General features: G+C 63.8%; 16 protein-coding genes and 2 pseudogenes. 16 read left to right on the top strand and 2 right to left on the bottom strand.

From position 1 onward, the window contains the following. Positions 1-7 precede the first annotated feature (7 nt). From tssB to H3H55_RS24235, 14 genes are all read left to right on the top strand, one after another. Positions 8-562, top strand: coding sequence for a type VI secretion system contractile sheath small subunit (gene tssB, locus H3H55_RS24300; RefSeq protein WP_193100533.1), 555 nt, complete (start codon positions 8-10; stop codon positions 560-562). Next, positions 555-2,063, top strand: a complete 1,509-nt coding sequence (gene tssC, locus H3H55_RS24295; protein WP_193100532.1) for a type VI secretion system contractile sheath large subunit — start codon at positions 555-557, stop codon at positions 2,061-2,063. The genes tssB and tssC overlap by 8 nt, the downstream gene beginning before the upstream one ends. 47 nt (positions 2,064-2,110) lie before the next feature. Beyond that, complete coding sequence (locus H3H55_RS24290; protein WP_027791618.1) at positions 2,111-2,602, top strand: Hcp family type VI secretion system effector; 492 nt, start codon at positions 2,111-2,113, stop codon at positions 2,600-2,602. A 26-nt stretch (positions 2,603-2,628) separates the two neighbouring features. After that, a complete protein-coding gene (gene tssE, locus H3H55_RS24285) occupies positions 2,629-3,177 on the top strand; it encodes a type VI secretion system baseplate subunit TssE (protein ID WP_193100531.1) in 549 nt (182 codons plus the stop codon). Between the two features lie 4 nt (positions 3,178-3,181). After that, complete coding sequence (gene tssF / locus H3H55_RS24280; RefSeq protein ID WP_193100530.1) at positions 3,182-5,053, top strand: type VI secretion system baseplate subunit TssF; 1,872 nt, start codon at positions 3,182-3,184, stop codon at positions 5,051-5,053. Then, positions 4,978-6,150 (top strand): type VI secretion system baseplate subunit TssG, encoded by a 1,173-nt coding sequence (tssG, locus tag H3H55_RS24275; RefSeq protein WP_413463971.1) that lies wholly within the window; start codon positions 4,978-4,980, stop codon positions 6,148-6,150. Before tssF ends, tssG begins: the two co-directional genes overlap by 76 nt. Before the next feature lie 12 nt (positions 6,151-6,162). Next, positions 6,163-8,820: a type VI secretion system ATPase TssH gene (tssH, locus tag H3H55_RS24270; RefSeq protein ID WP_193100528.1), complete on the top strand. Its 2,658-nt coding sequence runs from the start codon at positions 6,163-6,165 to the stop codon at positions 8,818-8,820. Continuing rightward, complete coding sequence (tssI, locus tag H3H55_RS24265) at positions 8,817-11,021, top strand: type VI secretion system tip protein TssI/VgrG (RefSeq protein ID WP_193100527.1); 2,205 nt, start codon at positions 8,817-8,819, stop codon at positions 11,019-11,021. The genes tssH and tssI overlap by 4 nt, the downstream gene beginning before the upstream one ends. 15 nt (positions 11,022-11,036) lie before the next feature. Next, on the top strand, positions 11,037-12,302 hold the full coding sequence (locus H3H55_RS24260) for a hypothetical protein (RefSeq protein ID WP_193100526.1): 1,266 nt from the start codon (positions 11,037-11,039) through the stop codon (positions 12,300-12,302). Between the two features lie 15 nt (positions 12,303-12,317). Then, the gene (locus H3H55_RS24255) at positions 12,318-16,952 is read left to right on the top strand and encodes an RHS repeat-associated core domain-containing protein (RefSeq protein WP_193100525.1); all 4,635 of its coding nucleotides are present in this window, start codon (positions 12,318-12,320) and stop codon (positions 16,950-16,952) included. Between the two features lie 418 nt (positions 16,953-17,370). Next, complete coding sequence (locus tag H3H55_RS24250; RefSeq protein ID WP_193100524.1) at positions 17,371-18,405, top strand: hypothetical protein; 1,035 nt, start codon at positions 17,371-17,373, stop codon at positions 18,403-18,405. Continuing rightward, positions 18,354-19,235 (top strand): DUF2491 family protein, encoded by an 882-nt coding sequence (locus H3H55_RS24245; RefSeq protein ID WP_319022325.1) that lies wholly within the window; start codon positions 18,354-18,356, stop codon positions 19,233-19,235. The genes H3H55_RS24250 and H3H55_RS24245 overlap by 52 nt, the downstream gene beginning before the upstream one ends. Positions 19,236-19,289: 54 nt before the next feature. Beyond that, positions 19,290-20,042, top strand: coding sequence for a hypothetical protein (locus H3H55_RS24240; protein WP_193100523.1), 753 nt, complete (start codon positions 19,290-19,292; stop codon positions 20,040-20,042). 215 nt (positions 20,043-20,257) lie between these two features. Beyond that, a complete protein-coding gene (locus tag H3H55_RS24235; protein WP_193098422.1) occupies positions 20,258-21,748 on the top strand; it encodes an ISNCY family transposase in 1,491 nt (496 codons plus the stop codon). Positions 21,749-21,902: 154 nt separating this feature from the next. Here the strand turns inward: H3H55_RS24235 and H3H55_RS24230 are convergent. Continuing rightward, positions 21,903-22,202, bottom strand: a pseudogene (locus tag H3H55_RS24230) (IS3 family transposase); the annotation flags it as partial. Between the two features lie 2 nt (positions 22,203-22,204). Here H3H55_RS24230 and H3H55_RS24225 point away from each other — a divergent pair. Continuing rightward, positions 22,205-22,429 (top strand): IS66 family transposase, encoded by a 225-nt coding sequence (locus H3H55_RS24225; RefSeq protein WP_193100522.1) that lies wholly within the window; start codon positions 22,205-22,207, stop codon positions 22,427-22,429. Between the two features lie 89 nt (positions 22,430-22,518). Here the strand turns inward: H3H55_RS24225 and H3H55_RS24220 are convergent, their stop codons facing one another. Beyond that, entirely contained in the window at positions 22,519-23,334 is an 816-nt protein-coding gene (locus H3H55_RS24220; RefSeq protein ID WP_193100521.1) for a DUF1835 domain-containing protein, read from the bottom strand. 233 nt (positions 23,335-23,567) lie between these two features. Between H3H55_RS24220 and H3H55_RS24215 the strand changes: the two are divergent. Next, a pseudogene (locus H3H55_RS24215) lies at positions 23,568-23,899 on the top strand (transposase); the annotation flags it as partial. Positions 23,900-23,949: the final 50 nt, after the last annotated feature.

The raw sequence follows: 23,949 nt of genomic DNA, 5'->3' as shown, positions 1-23,949 counted from the left end.
GTAGACGATGACGGACAGAACCAAGGCGGCAGGCAGCGGACAGAAGTTCATCGCGCGCAATCGGGCGCCGCGCGTGCAGATCGAGTACGACGTCGAGACCTACGGCGCCGAGCGCAAGGTGCAACTGCCGTTCGTGATGGGCGTGATTTCGGACCTGGCGGGCAAGCGTGCCGAGCCGCTGCCGGACCTGCCCGAGCGCAAGTTTCTCGAGATCGACGTCGACAACTTCGACGAGCGGATGAAGTCGGTCGCGCCGCGCGTCGCGTTCCAGGTGCCGAACACGCTGACGGGCGAAGGAATGCTCAACGTCGACATGACGTTCGAGCAGATCGACGATTTCTCGCCGGCCGCGATCGCACGGAACGTCGACGCGCTGCGCCGGCTGCTGGAAGCGCGCACCGAGCTGTCGAACCTGCTGTCGTACATGGACGGCAAGCACGGCGCCGAACAGCTGATCGAGCGTGCGATCAACGATCCCGACCTGCTGAAGACGCTCGTGCGCGAACCGCCCGAGCCCGCGCAGCGTCGCGACTCGACCCAACCGGAGGCCCGCGATGAATGACCCCGTCCAATCCCGTGCCGACGCGCGCGACGCCGCGCAGCCGGCCGTCGCGCGCGACGAATTCGCCGCGCTGCTGCAAAAGGAATTCAAGCCGAAGACCGCCGAGGCGCGCGAGTCGGTCGAGCGCGCGGTGCGCACGCTTGCGCAGCAGGCGCTCGAACATACGGTCGGCATGACGACCGACGCGTACGGCAGCGTCAAGCAGATCATCGCGGAGATCGACCGGAAGCTGTCCGAGCAGATCAACCAGATCCTCCATCACGACGAGTTCCAGACGCTCGAGGGCGCCTGGCGCGGCCTGCATTACCTCGTCACGCACACCGAGACCGACGAGCTGCTGAAGATCAAGGCGCTGCCCGCGTCGCGCAACGAGGTCGCGCGGATGCTGAAGCGCTACAAGGGCGTCGCGTGGGACCAGAGCCCGCTGTTCCGCAAGATCTACGAGGAAGAGTACGGGCAGTTCGGCGGCGAACCGTTCGGCTGCCTCGTCGGCGATTTCCATTTCAACCACAGCCCGCCCGACGTCGAGATGCTCGGCGAGCTGTCGAAGATCGCGGCGGCCGCGCACGCGCCGTTCATCGCCGGCGCGTCGCCGGAGCTGATGCAGATGGATTCGTGGCAGGAGCTGTCGAACCCGCGCGACCTGACGAAGATCTTCCAGAACACCGAATACGCGGCGTGGCGCAGCCTGCGGCAGTCGGAGGATTCGCGCTACGTCGGCCTCGCGATGCCGCGCTTTCTCGCGCGGCTGCCGTATGGCGCGCGCACCAACCCGGTCGACGAATTCGACTTCGAGGAAGACACCGACGCCGCGAACCACGATCGTTATACGTGGGCGAATTCGGCCTACGCGATGGCCGCGAACATCAACCGCTCGTTCAAGCAGTACGGCTGGTGTTCGTCGATCCGCGGCGTCGAATCGGGCGGGGCGGTCGAAGGGCTGCCGAGCCATATGTTCCCGACCGACGACGGCGGCATCGACCAGAAATGCCCGACCGAGATCGCGATCAGTGACCGCCGCGAGGCCGAGCTCGCGAAGAACGGCTTCATGCCGTTCGTGCACCGGAAGAACTCGGATTTCGCGGCGTTCATCGGCGCGCAGTCGCTGTACCAGCCGGCCGAGTATCACGACCCCGACGCGACCGCGAACGCGCGGCTGTCCGGCCGCCTGCCGTACCTGTTCGCGTGCTGCCGCTTCGCGCATTACCTGAAGTGCATCGTGCGCGACAAGATCGGCTCGTTCCGCGAACGCGACGACATGGAGCGCTGGCTGAACGACTGGATCATGAACTACGTCGACGGCGACCCCGTGAACTCGTCGCAGGAAACCAAGGCGCGCAAGCCGCTCGCGGCCGCGCAGGTGGTCGTCGACGAGGTCGAGGACAACCCCGGCTACTACACGTCGAAATTCTTCCTGAGACCGCACTACCAGCTCGAAGGGCTCACCGTGTCGCTGCGGCTCATCTCGCGGCTGCCGACCGCGAAGGCGGCAAACGAGTGAACGGCAACCGGCATTCAACCTGACATCGCACCGAAACGGAGACGGCAATGGGCGTGGCAATGTTTATGAAGGTGGACGGCGTGACCGGCGAATCGGCCGACGCACAGCACAAGGGCTGGACCGACATCCAGTCGTTCACGTGGGGCGCGAGCCAGCCGGGCGCGATGGCGAGCGGCAGCGGCGGCAACGCGGGCAAGGCGAGCTTCAACGACCTCGTCGTCGCCGCGTACATGGACAAGGGCGCGCCCGCGATCATCAAGAACTGCGCGAACGGCAAGCATCTTTCTTCGGTCGAGATTTCGGCGTGCAAGACGGGCGGCACGCAGGTCGAATTCATGCGCGTGACGCTGCAGGAAGTGCTCGTCACGTCCGCGCAAGTCGCGGGTATCGACCCGGGCGACGTCGCCGACCGGCTGATGATGCACTACGGCTTCCAGGCCGCGAAGGTGAAGAAGCAGTACTGGCAGCAGAACGACAACGGCGGCAAGGGCGCCGAGGTGACGGTCGGCTGGAACATCAAGGAAAACACCGAGATGTGACGGGTCGAACCCGCACGGAGACGACCATGGACGACCCGCGAACCCGCGACGGCCGGGAGGGCAGCCTGCGCGACCGGCTGCAGCCCGCGCTGCTCGACCGCCTCACCGACGATGCACCGCAGCGCACGACCGAAGCACCCGGCGCGCAATGGATCGGTACCGAGCGGCTGCGCGCGGCGGTGCTGCGCGATCTCGCGTGGCTGCTCAACACGCGCAACGCCGAGGACGGCTTCGTCGACTGGTCGGCGTTCGCGCATGCGCAGGCGTCGGTACTCAACTACGGCATGCGGCCGCTCGTCGGCAAGCCGATGTCGGGCGTCGAGCGGATGTCGGTCGAGGCGTCGATCCGCGACGCGATCGTCCGTTTCGAGCCGCGCATCGCACCCGACAGCGTCGAGGTCCGCAGCGTGCTCGACGCGCCGGGCGGCCGGGCCGGCGAGCGGCGCCACAACGTGCTGCTGTTCGAAATCCGCGGCACGCTGTGGTCGATCCCGCATCCGCTCGAATTCGTGCTGCGCTCCGACCTCGATCTCGAGACGGGCGCGATGTCGCTGCAATCCGTGGCGGGAGCCTGACGCGATGGATACGCGCCTGCTCGACTACTACAACCGCGAACTCGCGTACCTGCGTGAGCTCGGCGGCGAATTCGCGCAGCAGTTCCCGAAGGTCGCCGCGCGGCTGCGGCTGCACGAGTCGGGGCCGCCCGACCCCTACGTCGAACGACTGCTCGAAGGGTTCAGCTTCCTCACCGCGCGCGTGCAGCTGAAGATGGACGCCGAGTTTCCGCGCTTTACGCAGGCGCTGCTCGACGCCGTGTATCCCGGCTATATCGCGCCGTTGCCGTCGATGGCGATCGTGCGGTTCGCGCCGATGATGAACGAAGGCAGCCTCGCGCAGGGCTGGCGGCTGCCAGCGGGCACCGCGCTGCGCGCGCGGCCGGCCGCGTCCGAGCAGACCGCGTGCGAATTCCGCACCGCGCACGACCTGGCGCTGTGGCCGCTCGAACTGACCGATGCGACCGTCACCGGCGCGCCGTCGTGGCTGCCGCGCGGCGCCGTCGCGGCGCGCCAGGACGTCCGCGGCGCACTGCGCATCCGGCTGAAGGCGCGCGGCGGCGCCAGGCTCTCGCAACTGCCGCTCGACCGGCTGACGTTCCATCTCGCGGGTCCCGAGCGCGACGCGCTGCATCTGCTCGAACTGATCGCCGCGCATGCGCTCGGCGCCGTGTGCCACGACCCGGGGCAGCCGCCGCGCTGGCTGCATACGCTCGACGCCGACGAGATCGTCCACGAGGGTTTCGATCCGGCGCAGGCGATCCTGCCCGATGACGGCCGCAGCTTCCACGGCTACCGGCTGCTGCGCGAGTATTTCGCGTTTCCGGCGCGCTTCCTGTTCTTCAGCATCGGCGGGCTGCGCGCCGCGCTGGCGCGTGCGACCGGCGACGAGTGCGAGCTGACCGTGCTGTTCAACCGCCACGATGCGGCACTCGAAGCGACCGTCGATGCACGCCATCTCGCGCTGAACTGCACGCCGGCCGTGAATCTGTTCGCGCGCCGCGCCGACCGCATTCCGCTGCAGCCGGGCGCACGCGAACATCATGTCGTCGTCGATCGCAGCCGGCCACTCGACCATGAAGTCTATGCGGTGCAGCGGCTTGCGAGCGAGCAGCGCGACGACGGCCAGTCGCGTGAATTCAGGCCGTTTCACGCGTCGTTCGCCGGCGATAACGGCAATCACGGCGCGTACTACACAGTGCGACGCGAGCCGCGGCTGGTGTCCGCGCAGGCGCGTGCGAACGGCACGCGTACCGGTTATGTCGGCAGCGAGACCTACGTGTCGCTCGTCGACAGCCAGTGCGCGCCGTACGACGAGACGATGCGCTATCTGTCCGCCGACACGCTGTGCACCAATCGCGATCTCGTGCTGCTGCAGCCGCCCGGCGACGCGAACACGTTCACGCTGCGCGTATCGGCGCCCGTCGAGCGCATCGTCGCGATTCGCGGCCCGTCGCGGCCACGCCCGCCGATCGCCGATGCGCAAACCGCGTGGCGGCTGATCCGCCATCTCGGGCTCGCGCGGCATACGCTGACCGATCTCGACGACGACGAGGGCGCGCATGCGCTGCGCGAACTGCTCGGCCTGCACGCCGATTCGGCCGACGCCGCGATGCGCCGGCAGATCGACGGCGTGCAGCGCGTCGCGTTCTCGCCCGTGTTCCGCCGGCTGCCGGCGTCCGGGCCGCTGATGTTCGGGCGCGGCGTGCAGGTCAACGTGACCGTCGACGACCATGCATTCTCCGGCGACAGTCCGTTCCTGCTCGGCGCCGTGCTCGAACAGTTCTTCGCGCGTCACGTATCGATCAACGCGTTCGCCGAATGCGTGCTGACCAGCGTGCAGCGCGGCACGCTCGCGCACTGGCCGGCGCGCATCGGCAGGCGGCCCGCGATATGAAGCGCGACACGTCTCCCGGCGCGCCGCCGGCCACCGAAACCGCCCGCCGCGACGCGTGGTGGGCGCGGTTGCGGGCCGCGCCGCACGGTTATGACCTGTTCCAGGCGCTGCGCTGGCTCGACGCGCTGTCGCCCGGCCGCGCACCGCTCGGCCATGCCGCGCGACCGCGTGACGAAGCGGTGCGGCTCGGGCAGCAGCCGTCGCTCGCGTTCGCGGCTTCGATGCTGGCCGGCGTGTACGAGAACGGCGCCGCGCCGCCGCGCATCGCGATCCACGGTTTCGGGCTGTTCGGGCCGAACGGGCCGCTGCCGACACATCTGACCGAATACGCGCACGAGCGCGCGGCCCAGCACGACGACCCGACGTTCGCCGCGTTCGCGGACCTGTTCCATCACCGGCTGATCCTGCTGTTCTACCGCGCATGGGCCGACGCGCAGCCGACGGTGAGTCTCGATCGTCCGGAGCGCGCACGGTTCGACGGTTATGTCGCAAGCCTGATCGGGCGCGCGGCGAACGGCGACAGGCCGGCCGCGCAAGCCGGTACTGATGCCGGAACCGACACGCTCGCGCCGCATGCGCGTTATTTCCATGCGGGCCATCTCGTGCGGCACACGCGCAACCCGGAAGGGCTCGTGCAGATCCTGCGCCGGCATTTCGGCGTCGATGCGCGCATCGTCGAGCACGTGCCGCAATGGGTCGCGATCGAGCGCTCGCAGCGCTGCACGATCCGCGCGACGCGGCCGACGTTGCGCGTCGGCGCCGTCGCGCTCGGCGTCGCGGTGCGCGATGCGCAGTCGCGCTTCCGGATCGTGCTTGGCCCGCTCTCGCTCGACGCGTACCGTCGTTTCCTGCCGGGCGGGCCGCACGCGCGGCAGCTTGCGTCATGGGTGCGCGAATACGTCGGCATCGAGTTCGACTGGGATGTGCAGCTCGAACTGGCGGCCGACGCGGTGCCCGCCATCGCGCTCGGCAAGCCGCAGGGTATCGGTCGCACCGCGTGGCTCGGGCAGCGGCTCGAACCGGGCCCCGCGCGCGACCTCGTCGTCCGCTACGACGTGCGGGGCGGCGCCACGGCCCTTCATCGCGAAACCGCCTAACCGGGAACCGTCATGTCCGATATCGGCCGCGTCAACCTGTTCGGAAAACTGAATCCGTTCCTCTACGAGACGCTCGAGCAGGCGACCGGATTCTGCCGGCTGCGCGGCAATCCGTATGTCGAACTCGCGCACTGGTTCAAGCAGATGTTGCAGCGGCCCGACGGCGACCTGCAGCGCGTGCTGCGCCGCTTCGAGATCGATGCGGCGGCCATCGACCGCGGGCTCGTCGCGGCGCTCGACCGGCTGCCGCGCGGCGCGGGATCGGTGTCGGACCTGTCCGTGCACATCGACGACTCGGTCGAACGCGCGTGGGTCTATGCAACGCTGAAATACGACGCGACGCGCATCCGCGGTGCGGTGCTGCTGCTCGCGATCCTGAAGACGCCGCAGTTGCGCAACGTGCTGGTGGCGATCACGCGCGAATTCGAGCGCATCGTGCCGGATGTGCTCGCAGATCAACTCGAATCGATCGTCGACGGTTCGCCGGAGGCGCAACCGGCCGGATCTGCCATCACGGGAGGTGACGCGGCCGTGCGCGGAGCAGCGGCCGCCGACGGTTCGGCGCTCGCGCGCTTTGCCGTCGACCTGACCGCCCGCGCGCGGGCCGGCGAGATCGACCCGGTCGTCGGGCGCGACGCCGAGATCCGCCAGATCGTCGACATCCTGCTGCGGCGCCGGCAGAACAACCCGCTGCTGGTCGGCGAGGCCGGCGTTGGCAAGACGGCTGTCGCGGAAGGTTTCGCGCTGCGGATCGCGGCCGGCGACGTGCCGCCGTCGCTGCGCGACGTCGCGTTGTACCTGCTCGACATCGGGCTGCTGCAGGCCGGCGCGAGCGTGAAGGGCGAATTCGAAACCCGGCTGCGCGGCGTCATCGACGAAGCGATGTCGTCCGAACGGCCGGCGATCCTGTTCATCGACGAAGTGCATACGCTCGTCGGCGCGGGCGGGGCGGCCGGCACCGGCGACGCCGCGAACCTGCTGAAGCCCGCGCTCGCGCGCGGCCTGCTGCGCACGATCGGCGCGACCACGTGGTCCGAGTACAAGCAGTACATCGAGAAAGACCCGGCACTGACGCGGCGCTTTCAACTGGTCCACGTGCACGAACCCGAAGAGACCGCTGCGTTGACGATGTTGCGCGGCCTCGCCGCGAAGCTCGAAGCCCATCACCGCGTGCTCGTGCTCGACGATGCGCTGCAGGCCGCCGTCACGCTGTCGCATCGGTACATCCCCGCCCGGCAGTTGCCGGACAAGGCGATCAGCCTCCTCGATACGGCCTGTGCGCGCGTCGCCGTCAGCCAGCACGCGGTGCCCGCGCCGATCGAGGATGCGCGCCGCCGCATCGACAGCCTGCGCGTCGAGCAGGAGCGGATCGGCCGCGAGTGCGCGCTCGGCACCGGTGATGTCGCGCGACGCGACGCGATCGAGTCGGACATTGCCGCCGCGCAGGCCGCGCTCGACCAGCTCGACGCGCGCTGGCAAACCGAACGCAATGCATTGGAGGCGATCGTCGAATCACGCGCCTCGTTACTCGACGACGATCCGTCGCGCGAACTCGACGCCGCCACGCGCGCCGATATCCAGGCGCACCTCGCGGCCGCGCAGCAAGCGCTGGCCGACGTGCAGGGCGATGCGCCGCTCGTGCTGCCCGCCGTCGACACGCATGCGGTGGCGGCCGTCGTCGCCGACTGGACCGGTATTCCGCTCGGCCGGATGGTGCGCGACGAAACGCAGGCGGTGCTGAAGCTCGCCGATACGCTCGGCGAACGCGTCGTCGGCCAGCGGCATGCGGTCGAACTGATCGCCGAGCGGATCCAGACCGCGCGCGCGAAGCTCGACGATCCGACCAAACCGCATGGCGTGTTCCTGCTGTGCGGTCCGTCCGGCGTCGGCAAGACCGAGACCGCGCTCGCGCTGGCCGACACGCTGTACGGCGGCGAGCACAACGCGATCACGATCAACATGAGCGAGTTCCAGGAGGCGCATACCGTGTCGACGCTGAAGGGCGCGCCGCCCGGTTATGTCGGCTACGGCCAGGGCGGTGTACTCACCGAGGCCGTGCGCCGCCGGCCGTACAGCGTCGTGCTGCTCGACGAGATCGAGAAGGCGCACCGCGACGTGCACGAGATTTTCTTCCAGGTGTTCGACAAGGGCTGGATGGAGGACGGCGAGGGTCGCGACATCGATTTCCGGCACACGGTGATCCTGCTGACATCGAACGTCGGCGCCGATCGCGTGATGCAGCTGTGCCGCGACCCCGACCGTCTGCCCGGCGTGCAGACACTTGCCGATGCGCTGCGCGCGCCGCTGCTCGACGTGTTTCCGGCCGCGCTGCTCGGCCGGCTGACCGTCGTGCCGTATTACCCGCTCACCGACGCGACGCTCGCGCGCATCGTCGCGCTGCAGTTGCGGCGGATCGAGAAGCGGATCGACGCGCATCACGGCATCCGGCTGCGCTGCACCGACGCGGCGACCGCGCTGATCGTTGAGCGCTGCCGGACCATCGAATCCGGCGGCCGGATGGTCGATGCGATCCTCACGCATACCGTGATGCCGCGCATCAGCCGCGCGATCCTGCAGGCCACGCTCGAAGGGCGCACGTTGTCGTCGATCGAGGTCAGCGCGGCCAACGGCGAATTCGCTTACCGGTTCGACGAGGAGGGAGCGGCGTGAATCGCGTCTTCACACTCGACAGCCCGCACGGCGACGACCTGAAATTCCACACGCTCGACGGCAGCGACGAACTCGGCCGGCTGTTCGAATTCCGGATCGAGGCGCTCGCCGACAGCCACAGCCTGTCGTTGAAGGACATGCTCGGCAAACCCGTGACGGTGCGGATCGAACAGCAGGACCAGTCGACGCGCTACCTTAACGGAATCGTTGCGCGCGCATCGCTTGCCGGCCGGCGTGCCGAGCGGTACTACGGCTACGAACTGGCCGTGCGCCCGTGGCTGTGGCTCGCGACGCGCCGCTCCGATTGCCGGATTTTCCAGAACAAGACCGTGCCCGAGATCGTGCAGGAGGTGCTGTCGACGTACGGCTTTCCGATTGAAAACCACCTCGTCGAATCGTATGTGCCGCGCGAGTTTTGCGTGCAGTACAACGAGACCGATGCCGCGTTCGTGTCTCGGCTGATGGAATTCGAGGGCATCTATTACTGGTTCCGGCACGCCGAGGACACGCATACGCTGATGCTGAGCGACGCGATGTCGTCGCACACCGCGCTGCCCGGTTACGAGACGATTCCGTATATCGCGCGCGACCGTACGGCGATCGCCGACGAGGAACACATCGACGGCTGGCTGCCCGCGCAGGCGGTGAGTGTCGGCAAGCACCAGACCACCGACTACGACTATACGAAGCCGCGCGCCGATCTGTCGTCGCAGAAGGTCGATCCGCGTGGTCATGATCACGACAGCTTCGCGTCGTTCGAATGGCCGGGCGGCTATCGCGACGACGCGCCTGGTGCGCACTACAGCCGCGTGCGGCTCGAGGAACAGCAGGCTGAACATGAGCGCGCGAGCGCCGACACCGATGTGCGCGGGGCGGCGCCTGGTTATCTGTTCACGCTTGCGCATTGCCCGCGTGCCGACCAGAACCGCGAGTACCTGATCGTGCGGTGCCAGTACCGGTTTCAGGAGAACGCGTATGCGAGCGATCAAGGCGCGGAGGCTGTGGTGCATCAGACGATGATGCTCGTGCAGCCTTCAAGTTTGCCTTATCGGTCGCCGCGTGAGACGCCGAGGCCACGGACCAACGGACCGCAGACGGCCACCGTCGTCGGGCCGCCCGGTGAGGAAATCTGGACCGATCAATACGGGCGCGTGAAGCTGCAGTTTCGCTGGGACAGGTACGGGCAGAGCAATCAGGATTCATCGTGCTGGGTGCGGGTGTCGAGTCCTTGGGCGGGGGGCGGGTTCGGTGGTGTGCAGATTCCGCGGGTGGGTGACGAGGTCGTGGTCGATTTCCTGAATGGAGATCCGGATGAGCCGATCGTGACGGGGCGTGTTTATAACGGCGAGAAGATGCCGCCTTGGGGCTTGCCCGGGAGTGCGACGCAGAGCGGGATGCTGTCGAGATCATCACCGGGTGGGACGATCGAGCATGCAAATGCGTTCCGGTTCGAGGACAAGAAGGGTGCAGAGCAGTTGTGGATGCATGCGGAAAAGAATTTCGATGCAGAGACGGAGGCCGATCATTCGCTGTCGGTTGGGAACAACCACACGCATACGGTCGGGAACGACGAAACGATGCAGGTGAAGAACAATCGACAACGGAGTGTGGGGCAGAACGAGACGGTGAATATCGGGCAGAACAGAGTTGCGCAAATCGGGGTGGATGAAACACATGGGGTGGGGGGGAACCGGACGCGAACGGTCGGAAAGAAGGAGACCGTGACGATCGCGTCGGATCGTACCGCGACGATCGGCGGCAGCCACACGGAATCGGTCACGCATGGCAAGACCGAAACGATCGGGGAAGGCAAGACGCTGAACGTCGGACAGATGTATCAGACGACGTCGCAGGACATGAAGACGCTGGTTGCGTCTGCACATACTGAAGAGATCGGCACGCGCACGTCGACGATCGCGAATGCGCATACGCACACGGTCGGCGGCGAACACACCGTCAATGTCGGGGCGAACCATACGACGAACGTGCAGCATCAGGTGACCGTCAACGCCGGCGATCAGCTTTCGCTCGTCTGCGGGAATTCGAGCATCGTGATGAAGAGCGACGGCACGATCGCGATCCAGGGTGTCAACGTCACATCGACCGGCACGAACAGCCACAGCGTAAACGGCAAGACAGTGACGTCGTCGGCGACCGCCGAGCACACGGTCGAAGGCGCGATCCTGAAACTGAATCCGTGACGGAGGCCCGCACGCATGCAGAACTGGCAGCCGACCAATCCGATAGAACGCAGGTTCATGGATGCGCATTCGGACTGGATGAGTTTCGCGAAAGAGCAGGATGTACGATTGATGATCTGGCAGACCGACGAGACGGATGCCGAACTCGTCCGGCTGTATTTCCAGGTCCAGGACGAAACGTCGTGTGCGGTGAGGACGATGCGGGCGCCGTTCGTCAATGAATCGAGCTATGCGAAGGCGTTGACGGACGAACTGATCGCGTTCTACGAAAGCCGACGCGAGGCGTCCAATGCGCAAGGCGTGCGGGCGGACTGGCAGGCGCCGTACGACGATGGCAAGAATCCCTTGCTGCATCTGTTCGCGGTTGCCGACAGCCTGATGCAGCACCATCCGGATATTTTTCCGGCGATGGTATTCGTGCTGGAGCCGGCGAAAATGCGGGATGACGCGGCGTGGGTTCAATGGATGGATGGTTTGCTGTCAATCATTGCGGTCGCACCGCAGCTTGCCGAGCGTGTGCGCTTTGTCGTACCGCGTATCGATATCGCGCCGTTCGCTGCGTTGATGCAACGGCATCGCGCCGCGGTGCGCGTCGTGCACGGCAAGTATTCGATGGCGAGCGTGCCTCGCGAGTTACTGGCGGAATCGGGCGAGCGCGGGCCGAGCGGTGAGTTTCGACGGCATTTCGTGTTGCTGACCGAGATGATTGAAGGCGGTAACCCAACGCGGCTCGAAGAATTGCGAGCAGCGGCGCTAAAGGTAGCGGAGCACGAGAAGTGGTTCGACCAGTGTGTTGTCGTGCATTTGATCGCAGGTGCGGCGTATCTGAAGTGGCGCGATCGGGAGCGGGCAATCGAAGCATATCGAAGCGCGGCCAGCAGCGGCATGCGCGCGGTCGAGGCCGGGCATCCGGCGGGGCACAAGCTCGTCGCGAACGGGTTGTTCGGCGAGGCTAGTGTGCATTTGACGCACAAGGATTATGCGCACTCGGCGTATTGCTACGAGCGGGCGGCGGCGTCGACAGCGGCGGCCAAGGACGGGTTGATGACGGTCGAGGCGTGGCGGATGAGCGCGGTGTGCTGGGAGCGGGCAGGGGAGCGCGAGCATGCGCTGGAGGCCGGGTTCAACGCGCTCGATGCGGGTTTGATGATCGACGAACCGATGCGCGCGAACAGCAATCTGCCGATGGTTGTCGATTGGATGGTGTCGCAGCTGGGTGTGCAGGACCGGCGACGCAACGCGCTCAGCGAGAAGGTCGCGGCGTTGCGTAGTGGGCGCTGAGCGGGGGCAAACACCGTGGCACTTCCAGCCGTCAAGCATCTCGATCCCGTTGTTGGCGTGGACGTTCATTCGGTACTGGTTACGCCTGGTACACCGCCGGTGTTCCTGCCGCACCCTCATGTCGGGTTCATGCTCGATAAGCGCGAGTACATCCAGGCCGCAAAAGCGGTGGTCGGCTGCATTGCAACGATGATCGTGCAGGAGAAGGTGACCGAATACATCGAAGATCATCCCGAGGATGTGAAGAAGCTGGAACACCTGGCCGATGAGGCAAACCAGCAGGTCAATAAACAGCTCAATGACTTGATGGGCGGCGGAAAGCTGCCGAACTTCAAGGACGATCCGACTGTTGCGGAGGGGATGAAGCTTGCGAACGAGGCCAACAAGATCAAGAACCGCATAAGTGATGACCTTGGCTCGAACGTCGGATCGGGGGGAGGCAGCGGCAGGCCGATTTTTGCGAATGGGATGATGCGAGCCACGGCAGGGACGCATGCGTATCACGTGCCAGGGTTGCATTTTCCGCTCGGGGAATCTTTTGCGCCTCCGCCTGAGGAGGTTGAACCGTCGAACGACGGGGAATCGTTCATGGGCAGCAAGACGGTGCTCGCCAACAACGATCCGATGTCGTATATGGCGTTGGAGGCGTTGAGTTGCTGGTCGGTTGGGATGGAACCGCCTCCGCACAATAGCGCACACACGGATCGCACCTATCCATCAATGCCGAGTTCGGTGATGTTGCCGATTCCGACAGGGCGCCCGGTGTTGGTGGGTGGGCCGCCGATCATGAACATGGCTGCGGCGGCGAAGAGGTTGTTCAAGGCGTTTCGCGGATCGAAGTGGGCGAAGGCGCTGGCGGACAAGCTGCATTTAAAGCCCGGATTTCTGAGGTGCAAGGTGCTGCATGCGGAGCCGGTAGACGCGATCACGGGCGAGGTGATTTTGCAGCAGCACGATTTCACGGTTGCGGGCCGCCTGCCGCTCGAATGGAACCGTTACTATGCGAGCCACGACGAGCGCCTGGGCGCGATCGGTGCAGGCTGGCGGACGCCGGCCGATATTCACCTCGAACTGATGCGATACGAAGGCGCGATGCGTGTCGTGGCGGATTTCCACGATTGCGCGACAACGTTCGATTCAGTATCTGATGCTGCCGGGTGGCCGGAACGGATGTACGACAGGCAGTACGGACATGCGCTGTATCGGCGCGACAACCGGCTGGTTCTGCGCACACGCGCCGCGATCGAGTATGAATTTGTGTTGCCAGAGCCTTGGCAATACATGAGTGGCCTGGTGGCGGCAGCGCCCGCGTTGACGTTGGCTGTCGAGCGGATCTCGGACCTGAACGGCAATGCGTGGGTGTTCGAGCGCGCACACGACGGCAGCGTGGCACGCCTGATGGAATGGAAGGTAGACGGGCCAACCGGGCGCATGATCCTGTGTGATGCATGCACGAACAGTTCGACCGGGAACGGCGCACGTCTGCTCGCAGCGCTGACGCTGATCGATGCGGATGGTCGGGCACATCCGCTCGTCCGATACGAGCACGATCACGACGGGAATTTGATTGCCGCGCTGGACGCGATGAGCCAGCCGCACCGGTTCTCGTATGCAGACGGTCACCGGATGGTGCGTCACACGAGCGCGGCCGGCCTGTCCTTTCATTACCGTCATCGGCGACACGACGACGGCGTGTGGCGGGTCGATCACGCATGGGGCGACAACGGCCTATTCGATTACCGCTTTGTTTACGACACCGAGCATCACGAAACGCGAATTACCGATTCGCTGGGATACACGACGACGCTTCAGGCGAATGAGCGCGGCTTGCCCGTGGACCGTATCGATCCGCTTGGCGGCGTGACGAGCTACAGGTACGACGCGTACGGACGAACCCTCGCGGAAACCGATCCCGCCGGTTGCGCGACCACGTGGCGTTTCGACACGGACGGCAGTCCCCTTGAGCAGACACAGGCCGACGGCAGCACCGTCCGGGCAACATACGACGAGAACCGGCAACTCATGTGTGTGAGCGCGCCCGGGAACCGTCAATGGCGTTACGTCTGGGACGAACGCGGCAATCTGCTACAGCACGATGCGCCTGCTCGTGCCGGATTTCGCTGCGAATATGACCGATACGGCCAGCTCATCGCACATCGGGGCTCCGGCGGTACGGAGACGCGCTTCGACTACGATCGCGGCGGCAATCTGGCGGAAGTGCTCGACGCGCTCGGCAACCGGACCCGATACACGCATGATGCGCGTGCCAACATGACCGGAATCGTCAATGCGTTCGGTCAGGCGAGCCGCTATGAATACGATCGCAACGGCAATCTGACGCGCGCCGTCGAGCCGGGCGAGCGGGAAACGACTTGTTGTTACGACACCGCTGGCAACCTGACGCGCTATCGCGATCCGAACGGCGAGGTGACGCAACTCGAATACACAGCGCTCGGGCAGGTCGCGAAGCGCTTGAAACCGGACGGAAGCGTCATCGAGTTCAGGTATGACACCGAGGAACAGCTGACCGATGTGATCAACGAGCGCGGCGAATGGTATCGACTGAAACGCGATGCCCTGGGCCGTATCGTCGAGGAACTCGACTACTGGGGCCAATCGCGACGTTACGAATACACGGCGACGAACGACTTGCGTCGAAGCATCGATCCGCTCGGTCGTGCAATCGACTATGAAACGGACCCGCTCGGCCGCGTCGTGCAAAAGCGTGTGCCTGATCCGCGACAACCCGACGGCACCCGTACCGAGACATTCGTATATGACGGCGCCGGAAACATGGTGGTCGCGGAGAATCCGGATAGTCGCGTCGAGCTGACATATGACCCGGCCGGTCACGTGGTCGAAGAGAAGCAGGGCGGGCGCTTCGTCATTGTCAACACGTACGACGAAGTGGGTCATCGTGTAAGTTGCGGAACGCGGCTCGACACGGGGAGGGATGTCGTTTCCCACGTGGTTCGCCACGAATATGACCGGCTCGGTGGCATCAGATCGATCCGGATCGACGATGCAGAGGCGATGACTTTTGAACGGGATGCACTCGGGCAGATCTGCGTCGAGCACCTCGGGTGCGATCTGCGGCGCGACTTGTCATACACGTCGGACGGGCTGCTGGCGAAGCAAGCGCTGTTTGCGGGTGCGGGCCCGCTGTTTGTCAACGAATACGCATACGACGCGAACGGCCATGTGTTCGAGAAGCGCGATTCCCGCTTTGGTATAGGCCGCTATCAACATGACCCGGTTGGCAATCTGACGCAGCATCTCGATCCGGTCGGCAATCTGCACCGCTTCCTGTATGACGCGGCCGGCGATCTTCTGAAGACGCGAGTCGGTCAGGACAAGCAAGCCGATGTTCGTCTTGCGGGCGAGCAAACCGACACGTGGAGCCGGGAAGGCGAATATGGCGGCTGCCACTATACGTTCGACCGCGCCGGCAATTTGGTGCGTAAAGTGAGTGCGCAACAAGACCTGTCGCTGCGTTGGGATGGTGATGGGTTGTTGATCGAAACGGTCAATCTGCACCCGGCGCCGTGCGGTTCCCACAACGACCGAGTCGCGGTCCGCACACGGTATGCGTACGACGTATTTCATCGGCGGACGGGTAAACGGACGTGGCGGAGTGCGTATTCGGAAGGGCTGGCAGCACCAGCGTTTGACGACGCGCAAGCGTGCCGCGGAAGCAGTTTCTTCTGGGATGACAATGTGCTGACCGTGGAACTTTCGACCGTCGACGCAGCAAGCGTGTCGAGTGACGACGAAAAGGCATGGCAATACTTCCGTACACCGGATTTGATCGCGGATATCGCCCGGCAGTTTATTTACTACCCGGAGACGGCTCGGCCACTGGCAATGGTTTGTGATGCGTCAGAGGTTTATTTTTTTCATAACGACACAAATGGCGCGCCTGTCCGAGTGACCGACGCGAAAGGGCTGCTTGTCTGGGACGCGCGCTTTGAACCTTGGGGCACGCGAATCGACCACGCAGAACGTGCTGATAACCTGGATATTCCGATCCGATTTCAAGGTCAATATCACGACGAGGAAACCGGATTCGACTACAACAGGTACCGATACTACGATCCGGCGTTCGGCTCCTTCATTACGCAGGATCCGGTTGGTCTCGCAGGTGGACCGAACCTGTACCGGTATGCGCCCGAAACCAGCCGATGGTCCGATCCTTTGGGGCTGGCGAAATCGTTTGATCCGTTTTTCATATTGCCGGACCGTGAGGACGAGTGGACGACGGGGCTGCTGTACTTTACGCGTCCCGTGCCTGGTAACGGCATCGCGTTAGTCAGCGGCACGGAGCGGGACAAATCAGGGCAGACGGCCGAAGGACGGCTGTATCAGCAAACAGCAAACCGTCTGGGCGCGCAAGCACGTGGCGCATGGACTCATGTCGAGCCAAAGGCCGCCATGGAGCTTGCCGCGCATGCGTCGAAGGTGGGCGTGCTTTACATGAACAACAAGGATGGGCCGTGCCCGAACTGCCAACGCGCGACACCGCTGTTTCTGCCGGATGGCAAGATTCTCTACGTCAGATATGCCGACAGATACGGTCATTTTCATGGCGGCGGGACGGGATTCGAACGAGGATTCGTGTTCAAGGGGAGCCCGTGCGAGTTGTGTGACTAGCGTTGGCTGGAAAATGCCGGCGATCGCGGCCGGCACCGGGCTAAAGTTCCGTCGCGCCGATATCAGCGACGCGCGACAGGCCAGGCGGCATCGACAGCATGCCGAGCGCCAGTTGAAGAAAACCCGGCTAAAGCCGGGTTTTTCATTTTATGCACGCGGCATCGCAGAATTGATATCGCAGGTCAGCGCAAGAGCCACCGATAGCCGGCAAAGAAGCCGACGGAATAAATCATGCAAGTCAATTTCGTCAAAATTGCCTGGGCAAGCTTTCGTAAGACTTGTTAGGATTGTGCGCGCGGTGAAAAAGGGGAAATTTCACGGCTCGCATGCCGCGCGGAGACCACACGGAAATCAACGCATGAAAACGGGCTGGAACGGCTACTGAGAGGCCGATGGTCTGGCCTGAGCACACAATATTTTGAATAACAAGGACGTCAACAACATGAAGGCCATACGCCTCCAGGTCGCTGCGACGCTGGTCGCTTTCGCACTCGCTACGGGTAGCGCGGCGCCGGTCGCCTTTGCCAAGAGTTCCGGCTTCAGTTCGAGCCGTTCGTCATCCAGCTCATCATCCAGTTCGAGTTCCAGCCGCTATTCATCCGGTTCGAGCTCCAGCAGTTCGTCGTCTGCCTCGGGTTACGGCCGCTCTTACAGTTCGCCGTCCGCCCCGAATTACAGCCGCTCATACAGTTCGCCGTCCGCCCCGAGTTACGGCCGCTCATACAGTTCGTCGAGTTACAAAAGCCCTTCCAATGACTCGTCCGCTCGTTCATCGGAGAGTCCGTCCGACACGTCCCGGAAGTCGGGGTTCAGCAGTTCGGGCTCAAAAAAAGTGATCGCGGCGACTGCGCTCGGCGGCGCACTGTATGCCGCTCAGTCGAGCCGTGACGCGGCTGCAACGCTGAATTCGAGCCAGTCGTCGCATGGCAGCGACAGCAGCAGTGACCACGCCAGCAGCGACAACTCGTCCAGCCACGGCACGTCCGACAATGCGTCGTCGTACGGGACACGCGGCTACGCGTCCCCCCCTCCGTCGTACAACGCACCGCCACCGGTGGCGGCACGGCAATCCAGCGGCAATGACGGGCTCCTGCTGGGTTACATGCTCGGACGCAGCAGTTCGCCGCGCGAAACGGTCATCGTCCAGCAGCCGACGGCGCGTGCGGTCGAATCATCCGCAGCACCGAGCTATCACCGTGCACCCGGCGACGATGAGGCACCGGATACCGGCATCGCCGCTTCCGATCCCGGGACGGAGACCGGCGATCAGTCGCCGGCGACGGCGGCAAAACCACCGGCGGGGGGAAGCAAGCACCCGATCCTGGACGCGTTCCTGTTGATCGGGATGCTCTTTCTCTCGGGTTGTCTCGTCGTTGCGCTGCTCAAGCGCATGCGTCGCGCGTGGCTGGTCAGGAAGGCGCGCTATACATCTCACACCAATTACCGCCTCTGAGAACAACTATGGGAATCCTTGAACTGGTCCGACGCATCGGCGAAAAGCGCATCGACGATCTCGCACGGACGTATACCGATCAACCGGAGCGCGTCGACACCGGACTGCCGCTCGGCGCACGCATCGGCGGCATGATCCAGCTGATGCTGGCCGACTTCGCGCTGCTCGAGGGGACGCTTCTCGTCGTACCGCCTGCTGCCCAGATGCCGATCGTGGCGGTCAGCCGCCTGCATATCCATGCCGACACAGATCTGTCGATCTTCCGGATGTACACGGACACGGGTATTGATCGGAACGGGCAGGGCGCGTTCCTGCAGGTCATGACGGGCACGGACGATCCCCAGGATATTCGCGAAATCGCTTACTACCAGTTCCTGTACCGCGAATATCCGGTGACGGCCGAGGAGCAGGATGCCTTCCTCGGCAAGGGTTACGGCCTCGGCCAGGATCACTACGACATGGATCGCGACGAGCTCGACCAGATCGCACATTTCGCAAGGAATCCGGGGCGCGTCGACGCGCTGCTCGCCGGCAACGATGCCATCGGCTTCGAGCGCGACGCGCCGGGCGGTGACTACATCAGGCCGTGGCATGCTCGGGAGCGTCGTCTGGACGACAGCATCGGGGAGAAGGGCGTCGAGAAGACGCATTCGTTCATGCAATACGTGCGACACCTGCCTGCCGGCCCGGCCCAGGAAAGTGGTCCGGTCGAGCGCCTGTGGATCGATTTCGAACACGTCGAGACCATGGACGGGCGCCCGGCAGCGGCCGTCTGGGTCGACTACTTCGCCGGCCTCGCCATCGACCCGCTTCACGTCAAGATTTTCTGAGGCGCGAAGCCGCCTCGATTCATCCACAAAACACGGTTCACCAAGGAGAGCACCATGTCTGGCTGGAAACTCGTTTCGTCGCTTCTTGCGAAACACGTTGGCACCATCGGCGATCGTCTTGCGCAGCAGATCGCCGCATTCGATCCCGAAACGGCGACGCAAGTCGACCGCGACAATCTGCAGGCGAAGCTGCACGAGGTGGCGGTAAAGCTTGCCGAGGCCAAACAAAAGAACAACGCCGCACAGAGCGCGGCTTCGGACCTGAAGGCCAGCATCGACGGGGACGTGAAGGCGTCGGCCGTGCTGATCGACAAGTTCGAAAAGCAGGAGATCAACGAAGCGACGCTGACGCAGTTCACCGACGATCTCGAGCGACGCAAGCGGGATCTTCCGCAGCGTCAGGCCGAGGCGGATAGCACCCAGCAACTGGTCGACACGCTGCAGGAAATCCTGGGAACCGTCGAGACCCAGCTGAATGCGTTCGATGCGAAAGCACGCGCGGCAATGGCCGATCTCGCGCAGGCACGGGCCGATCAAGAGCGTGCCGAACTGATGCAACAGCAACAGAACGAACTGAATCGATTGCGCTCGAGCGTCGGCTCCGCTTCAACCGGGATCGGCGCATTGCAGGCTGCTGCCACCCAGGCACGTGTCGCCGCTGACGCCGCGCAAACGGTGGCTTCCATCGGGCAAAAGCCGCTCGACCAGCAAGCTGCGGTCGAAGAGGCACGCCGCATCGCTTCGGGCGCGGCATCCGCTGGCTCGGAATCGGCCATCGATCGCTTGCGCCGGATCTCCCAGTCGTAATCGGGCAGGCCGCGCGTCAGAGGGGATGGCGCGCGGCACACGGAATCGACTCGATCAAGTTCATGCGGGATGTTTGTGATTTTACATAAGGTGAATTATCGATAGTTTGCGTTGTAGTGGCTAGATTGAAATGTCCGCTTTTGGCTACATAGAAATGTCCGCTTTCGTGCCACGTAAGCTGTCCGGCCGCCGGGTGTCCGGCGCCGGAGGCTGCGATGGCTGCAACGGAGCGGATCACGATGACGATGCGCGAGCTGGACAGGTTCAAGGTCATTCAAGACGTGGCGGACGGCAAGCTCAAGCCATGGCGTGCAGCGGAACGGCTGGAATTGACGACACGACAGATTCGCCGACTGGTCGCCCGGCTGCGTGAGCACGGTCCGGCGGGTTTGGTGTCGGGACACCGCGCGAAGCCCGGCAACCGCCGTCTGGACCCAGGAGACGCCGACCGGGCGCTGTCGATCATCCGAGATCGCTACGCCGATTTCGGACCGACACTGGCCTGCGAGAAGCTGTGGGAATGCCACGGTATCCGGCTGGCCAAGGAAACGGTCAGGACGCTGATGACGGAGGCTGGGCTCTGGATTCCGCGTCGGCAGCGTCCGCCGAAGGTTTATCAGCCGCGAGCGCGCCGGGCCTGCCTGGGTGAATTGATCCAGATCGATGGCAGCGACCATCGGTGGTTCGAGGAACGGGCGCCGGCCTGCACGCTGTTGGTGTACGTCGACGACGCGACGAGCCGATTGATGATGCTGCACTTCACGCAAACCGAATCGACCTTCAGCTACTTCGAAGCGACGCGCGCGTACATCGAACGGCACGGCAAACCTGGGGCGTTCTACAGCGACAAGGCCAGCGTGTTCCGCAACGTGAAGCCAGGCAAGACCGGTAACCGCGTGACACCGTTCGGCCGCGCGATGTACGAGTTGAACATCGACACGTTCTGCGCGAACAGCAGTTCAGCCAAGGGACGAGTCGAGCGCGCACATCTGACGTTGCAGGACCGATTGGTCAAGGAGATGCGATTGCGCGAAATCAACACGGTGGCCGACGCTAACGCTTACGCGCCCTCCTTCATGGCCGTCTACAACGCGCGCTTCGCGAAACCGCCGAAGAGCGACTTCAACGCGCACCGGCCGCTGCGGCCCGACGAGAGCTTGGATCTGGTGTTGACGTGGCGCGAGCCGCGGAAAGTGACGAAGTCGCTCACGGTGCAGTACGACCGGGTGATGTACTTGTTGGAGGACACGCCGGAGAACCGGAAGCTGATCGACCGACAGATCGAGGTGTGGGAGTACCCGGATGGGCGGATCGAAATCCGGTCTGACGATCGCGTGTTGCGCTGCAGGCAGTACGACCGTTTGGCTGAAATCGATCAGGGTGCCATCGTCGAGCACAAGCGCTTGAGTCATGTGCTGCTGGTTGCGCAAGCCCTTCAGGCACAACGCGATAACAGTCGAATCGGTAAAGCGCCGTCACGCACACATCGCGGCGACTCGACCCGGACCGACCGAAACGAACCCCAAGTGGGCAAGAAGAAGCAACGCAAGATCACGCAGGCCGACGTCGAGCATGTGATCGTGGATCTGGCGCAACGTAAACAGACCGCAAAGCCATCAGACAAACCTGGCCGTCGGTCTGCAAAGGCTGGGGAAACAAACGTGAGCGCCCTGCCCGTTCAGGCGCCGACCTTCGACACTGCGTAACGCTCAAAACGAGGGAAAAACGCAGCAAAACCAACCCTAAAACCGGACATTTTTAAATAGCTGGAAGGTGGACATCTGAATCCGGGTATGACATGCGTGTAGGTCCCAAGTTCAGATGTCGCGTTTGGGGGTGCGGCGGAATTCTTGGACTGGGTTATGTCGTCAGCCCGAGACTCTCTCGGCATTCGATCGGACTGCGTGCGCCAAGCGAGATCTTGATCCGTTTCTCGTTGTACCAGCGAATGTACGAGTCAACGACGTCAATGAACTGGTCGGTGCTGATCGCCTGCCAGTCCCGAGAGTAAAACAGTTCCGTTTTCAGCCGCCCAAAGAAGCCTTCGCACGCTGCGTTATCGGGCGAGCAGCCCTTGCGCGACATTGAACGGATCAGATTGGCCTCCCGTATCCGGGTAAGCCAGCCTGGCCAGCGATCGTGCACACCGCGATCTGCATGTCGTGAGGAAGTCACCGATCACGACTGAAGCGCTCGAGCGTATCGGCGCGCTGTACCAGGTCGAGGCGCAGATCCGCGGCAAACCACCTGAAGAGCGTCGACGTATCCGACAAACCCATGCGGTTCCGTTGCTCAACAGCCTGAAGCAGTGGTTCGAAGCGACGCCCCTGTCGCCGTCAGGGAAATCCGATACCGTTAAAGCGATTCAATACGCCCTGAACCGCTGACAAGAGTTCAATCAGTGACGCCGGCCCGGCCACTCACACGAAGTAACGGCTCAATGCTCCACACAGGGTCAATCGCCCTATGCCCGTTGTTATTGGCGTGAACTGGGGGCACGCACGGTGCGCAATTCCAGGCTACCCAAGTCGCTACTGTTGCCACGCAATTCGATGCGTCCCGCCGCACCTGCTTCGCTAACGCGCCATAACGCGATCGCGTCGCTCACGAAAAATGTGCCCATGAGATTGCCCACGACGAAGCGAGCCAATTGCCACTCGGCGGTCGCGAGCTCGACAGCACGTGCGTCGAGTTCCTCGAAGTCGGCATTTTCGAGTACGCTGCTGCGCCACCTTCGCCACGGCGCATCGACTTCCTTGATCTTCTGCCATTCGAGCGCGAGCTGGTCGATGCGCGGTGCCGAAATCGGTGCGACCGAGGCGAGCTTGGTGCGCAGCGTCTCGGGCGAGAAGTACGCGACAGAGAGGCCGTCGCGGGTACGAATCGGATCGTCGGTCCCCATATGGTAACGTTCGAGTGGGCCAATGTCGTCGCTCGACAGGCCCACCTCGAAAAGACGCTGCGGCGTGTCGCGCAGGCGGTAGGTGACGCGGCGCAGCTTTAATTGATCGTCGGCGCACGGTCCATGCCAGATGACGATAGGCACGTCGGTCAGGGTAATGCACTGAATGAGATCGAAGTCCGTACGAGCTGCCTTGTAGATGTGTCCCAAAAGCTCGCAGTCGAGCGCGGCCTCCGAGCGAAGTCCCGATGTGTCATCGATGTCTCGCAGCGGACCGATCGTAAGGTCATCCCATAGCGTGAATACGAGGGATTCGCGTCCCGGCTTGCCAAGCGCACGGACCATGCAGCCCGCGGCAGAGTTGTTGGGCACAATGTGGATCGTCTTCATAGACCTCTCTCCAAATAAAAATGCGCTTCACGGGTTCGCGGGAAGTCGGGGCCGAAAGGAAAGTGGTAAGTGAAACGATAGACACCGTTAGCATCACGCAGGTTCACTGAACCGCAAATCTCCGTCCGTCAACACTTGTCGTCACGGTATGAGTCGATCGCCCAATCAGGGTCGGAGTGTGCTGCAAACTGTCCGACACGCTTTGCGCGTGCGTCCGGTGCGAATGTCACGCTGTTACGCAGTTGCTGCCGCTGATCGACGCAATTCCATCGATTCGACGGCCTCACGTGGTCTACGCCGATCGCGGCTACGACTCCGAGCGACATCGGCGAGCCCTGCAAAATCGCTGTATCCAGCCAGTGATCGCCAAGCGCCGGACCGAACACGGCAGCGGACTCGGCAAGTATCGTTTTGGGTGATCGAACGCACGCACTCCTGGCTCCACAATTTTCGACGTCTACGCACTCGCTTCGAGCGACGTGCTGACATTCACGAAGCATTTCTGAAACTCGGTTGCTCGCTTGTCTGTTGGAACATCTTCAGGCATATCGAGCAACCTTTTTGAACTGACCTCTTACTGCTTCAGTTCCACCGAGTCGCTTCCTGGTTTTGCGA

Source organism: Burkholderia sp. Z1, from assembly GCF_014893795.1.
GTDB classification, from domain to species: Bacteria; Pseudomonadota; Gammaproteobacteria; order Burkholderiales; family Burkholderiaceae; genus Burkholderia; species Burkholderia theae.
This window is presented reverse-complemented; position numbering and strand designations above follow the sequence as displayed.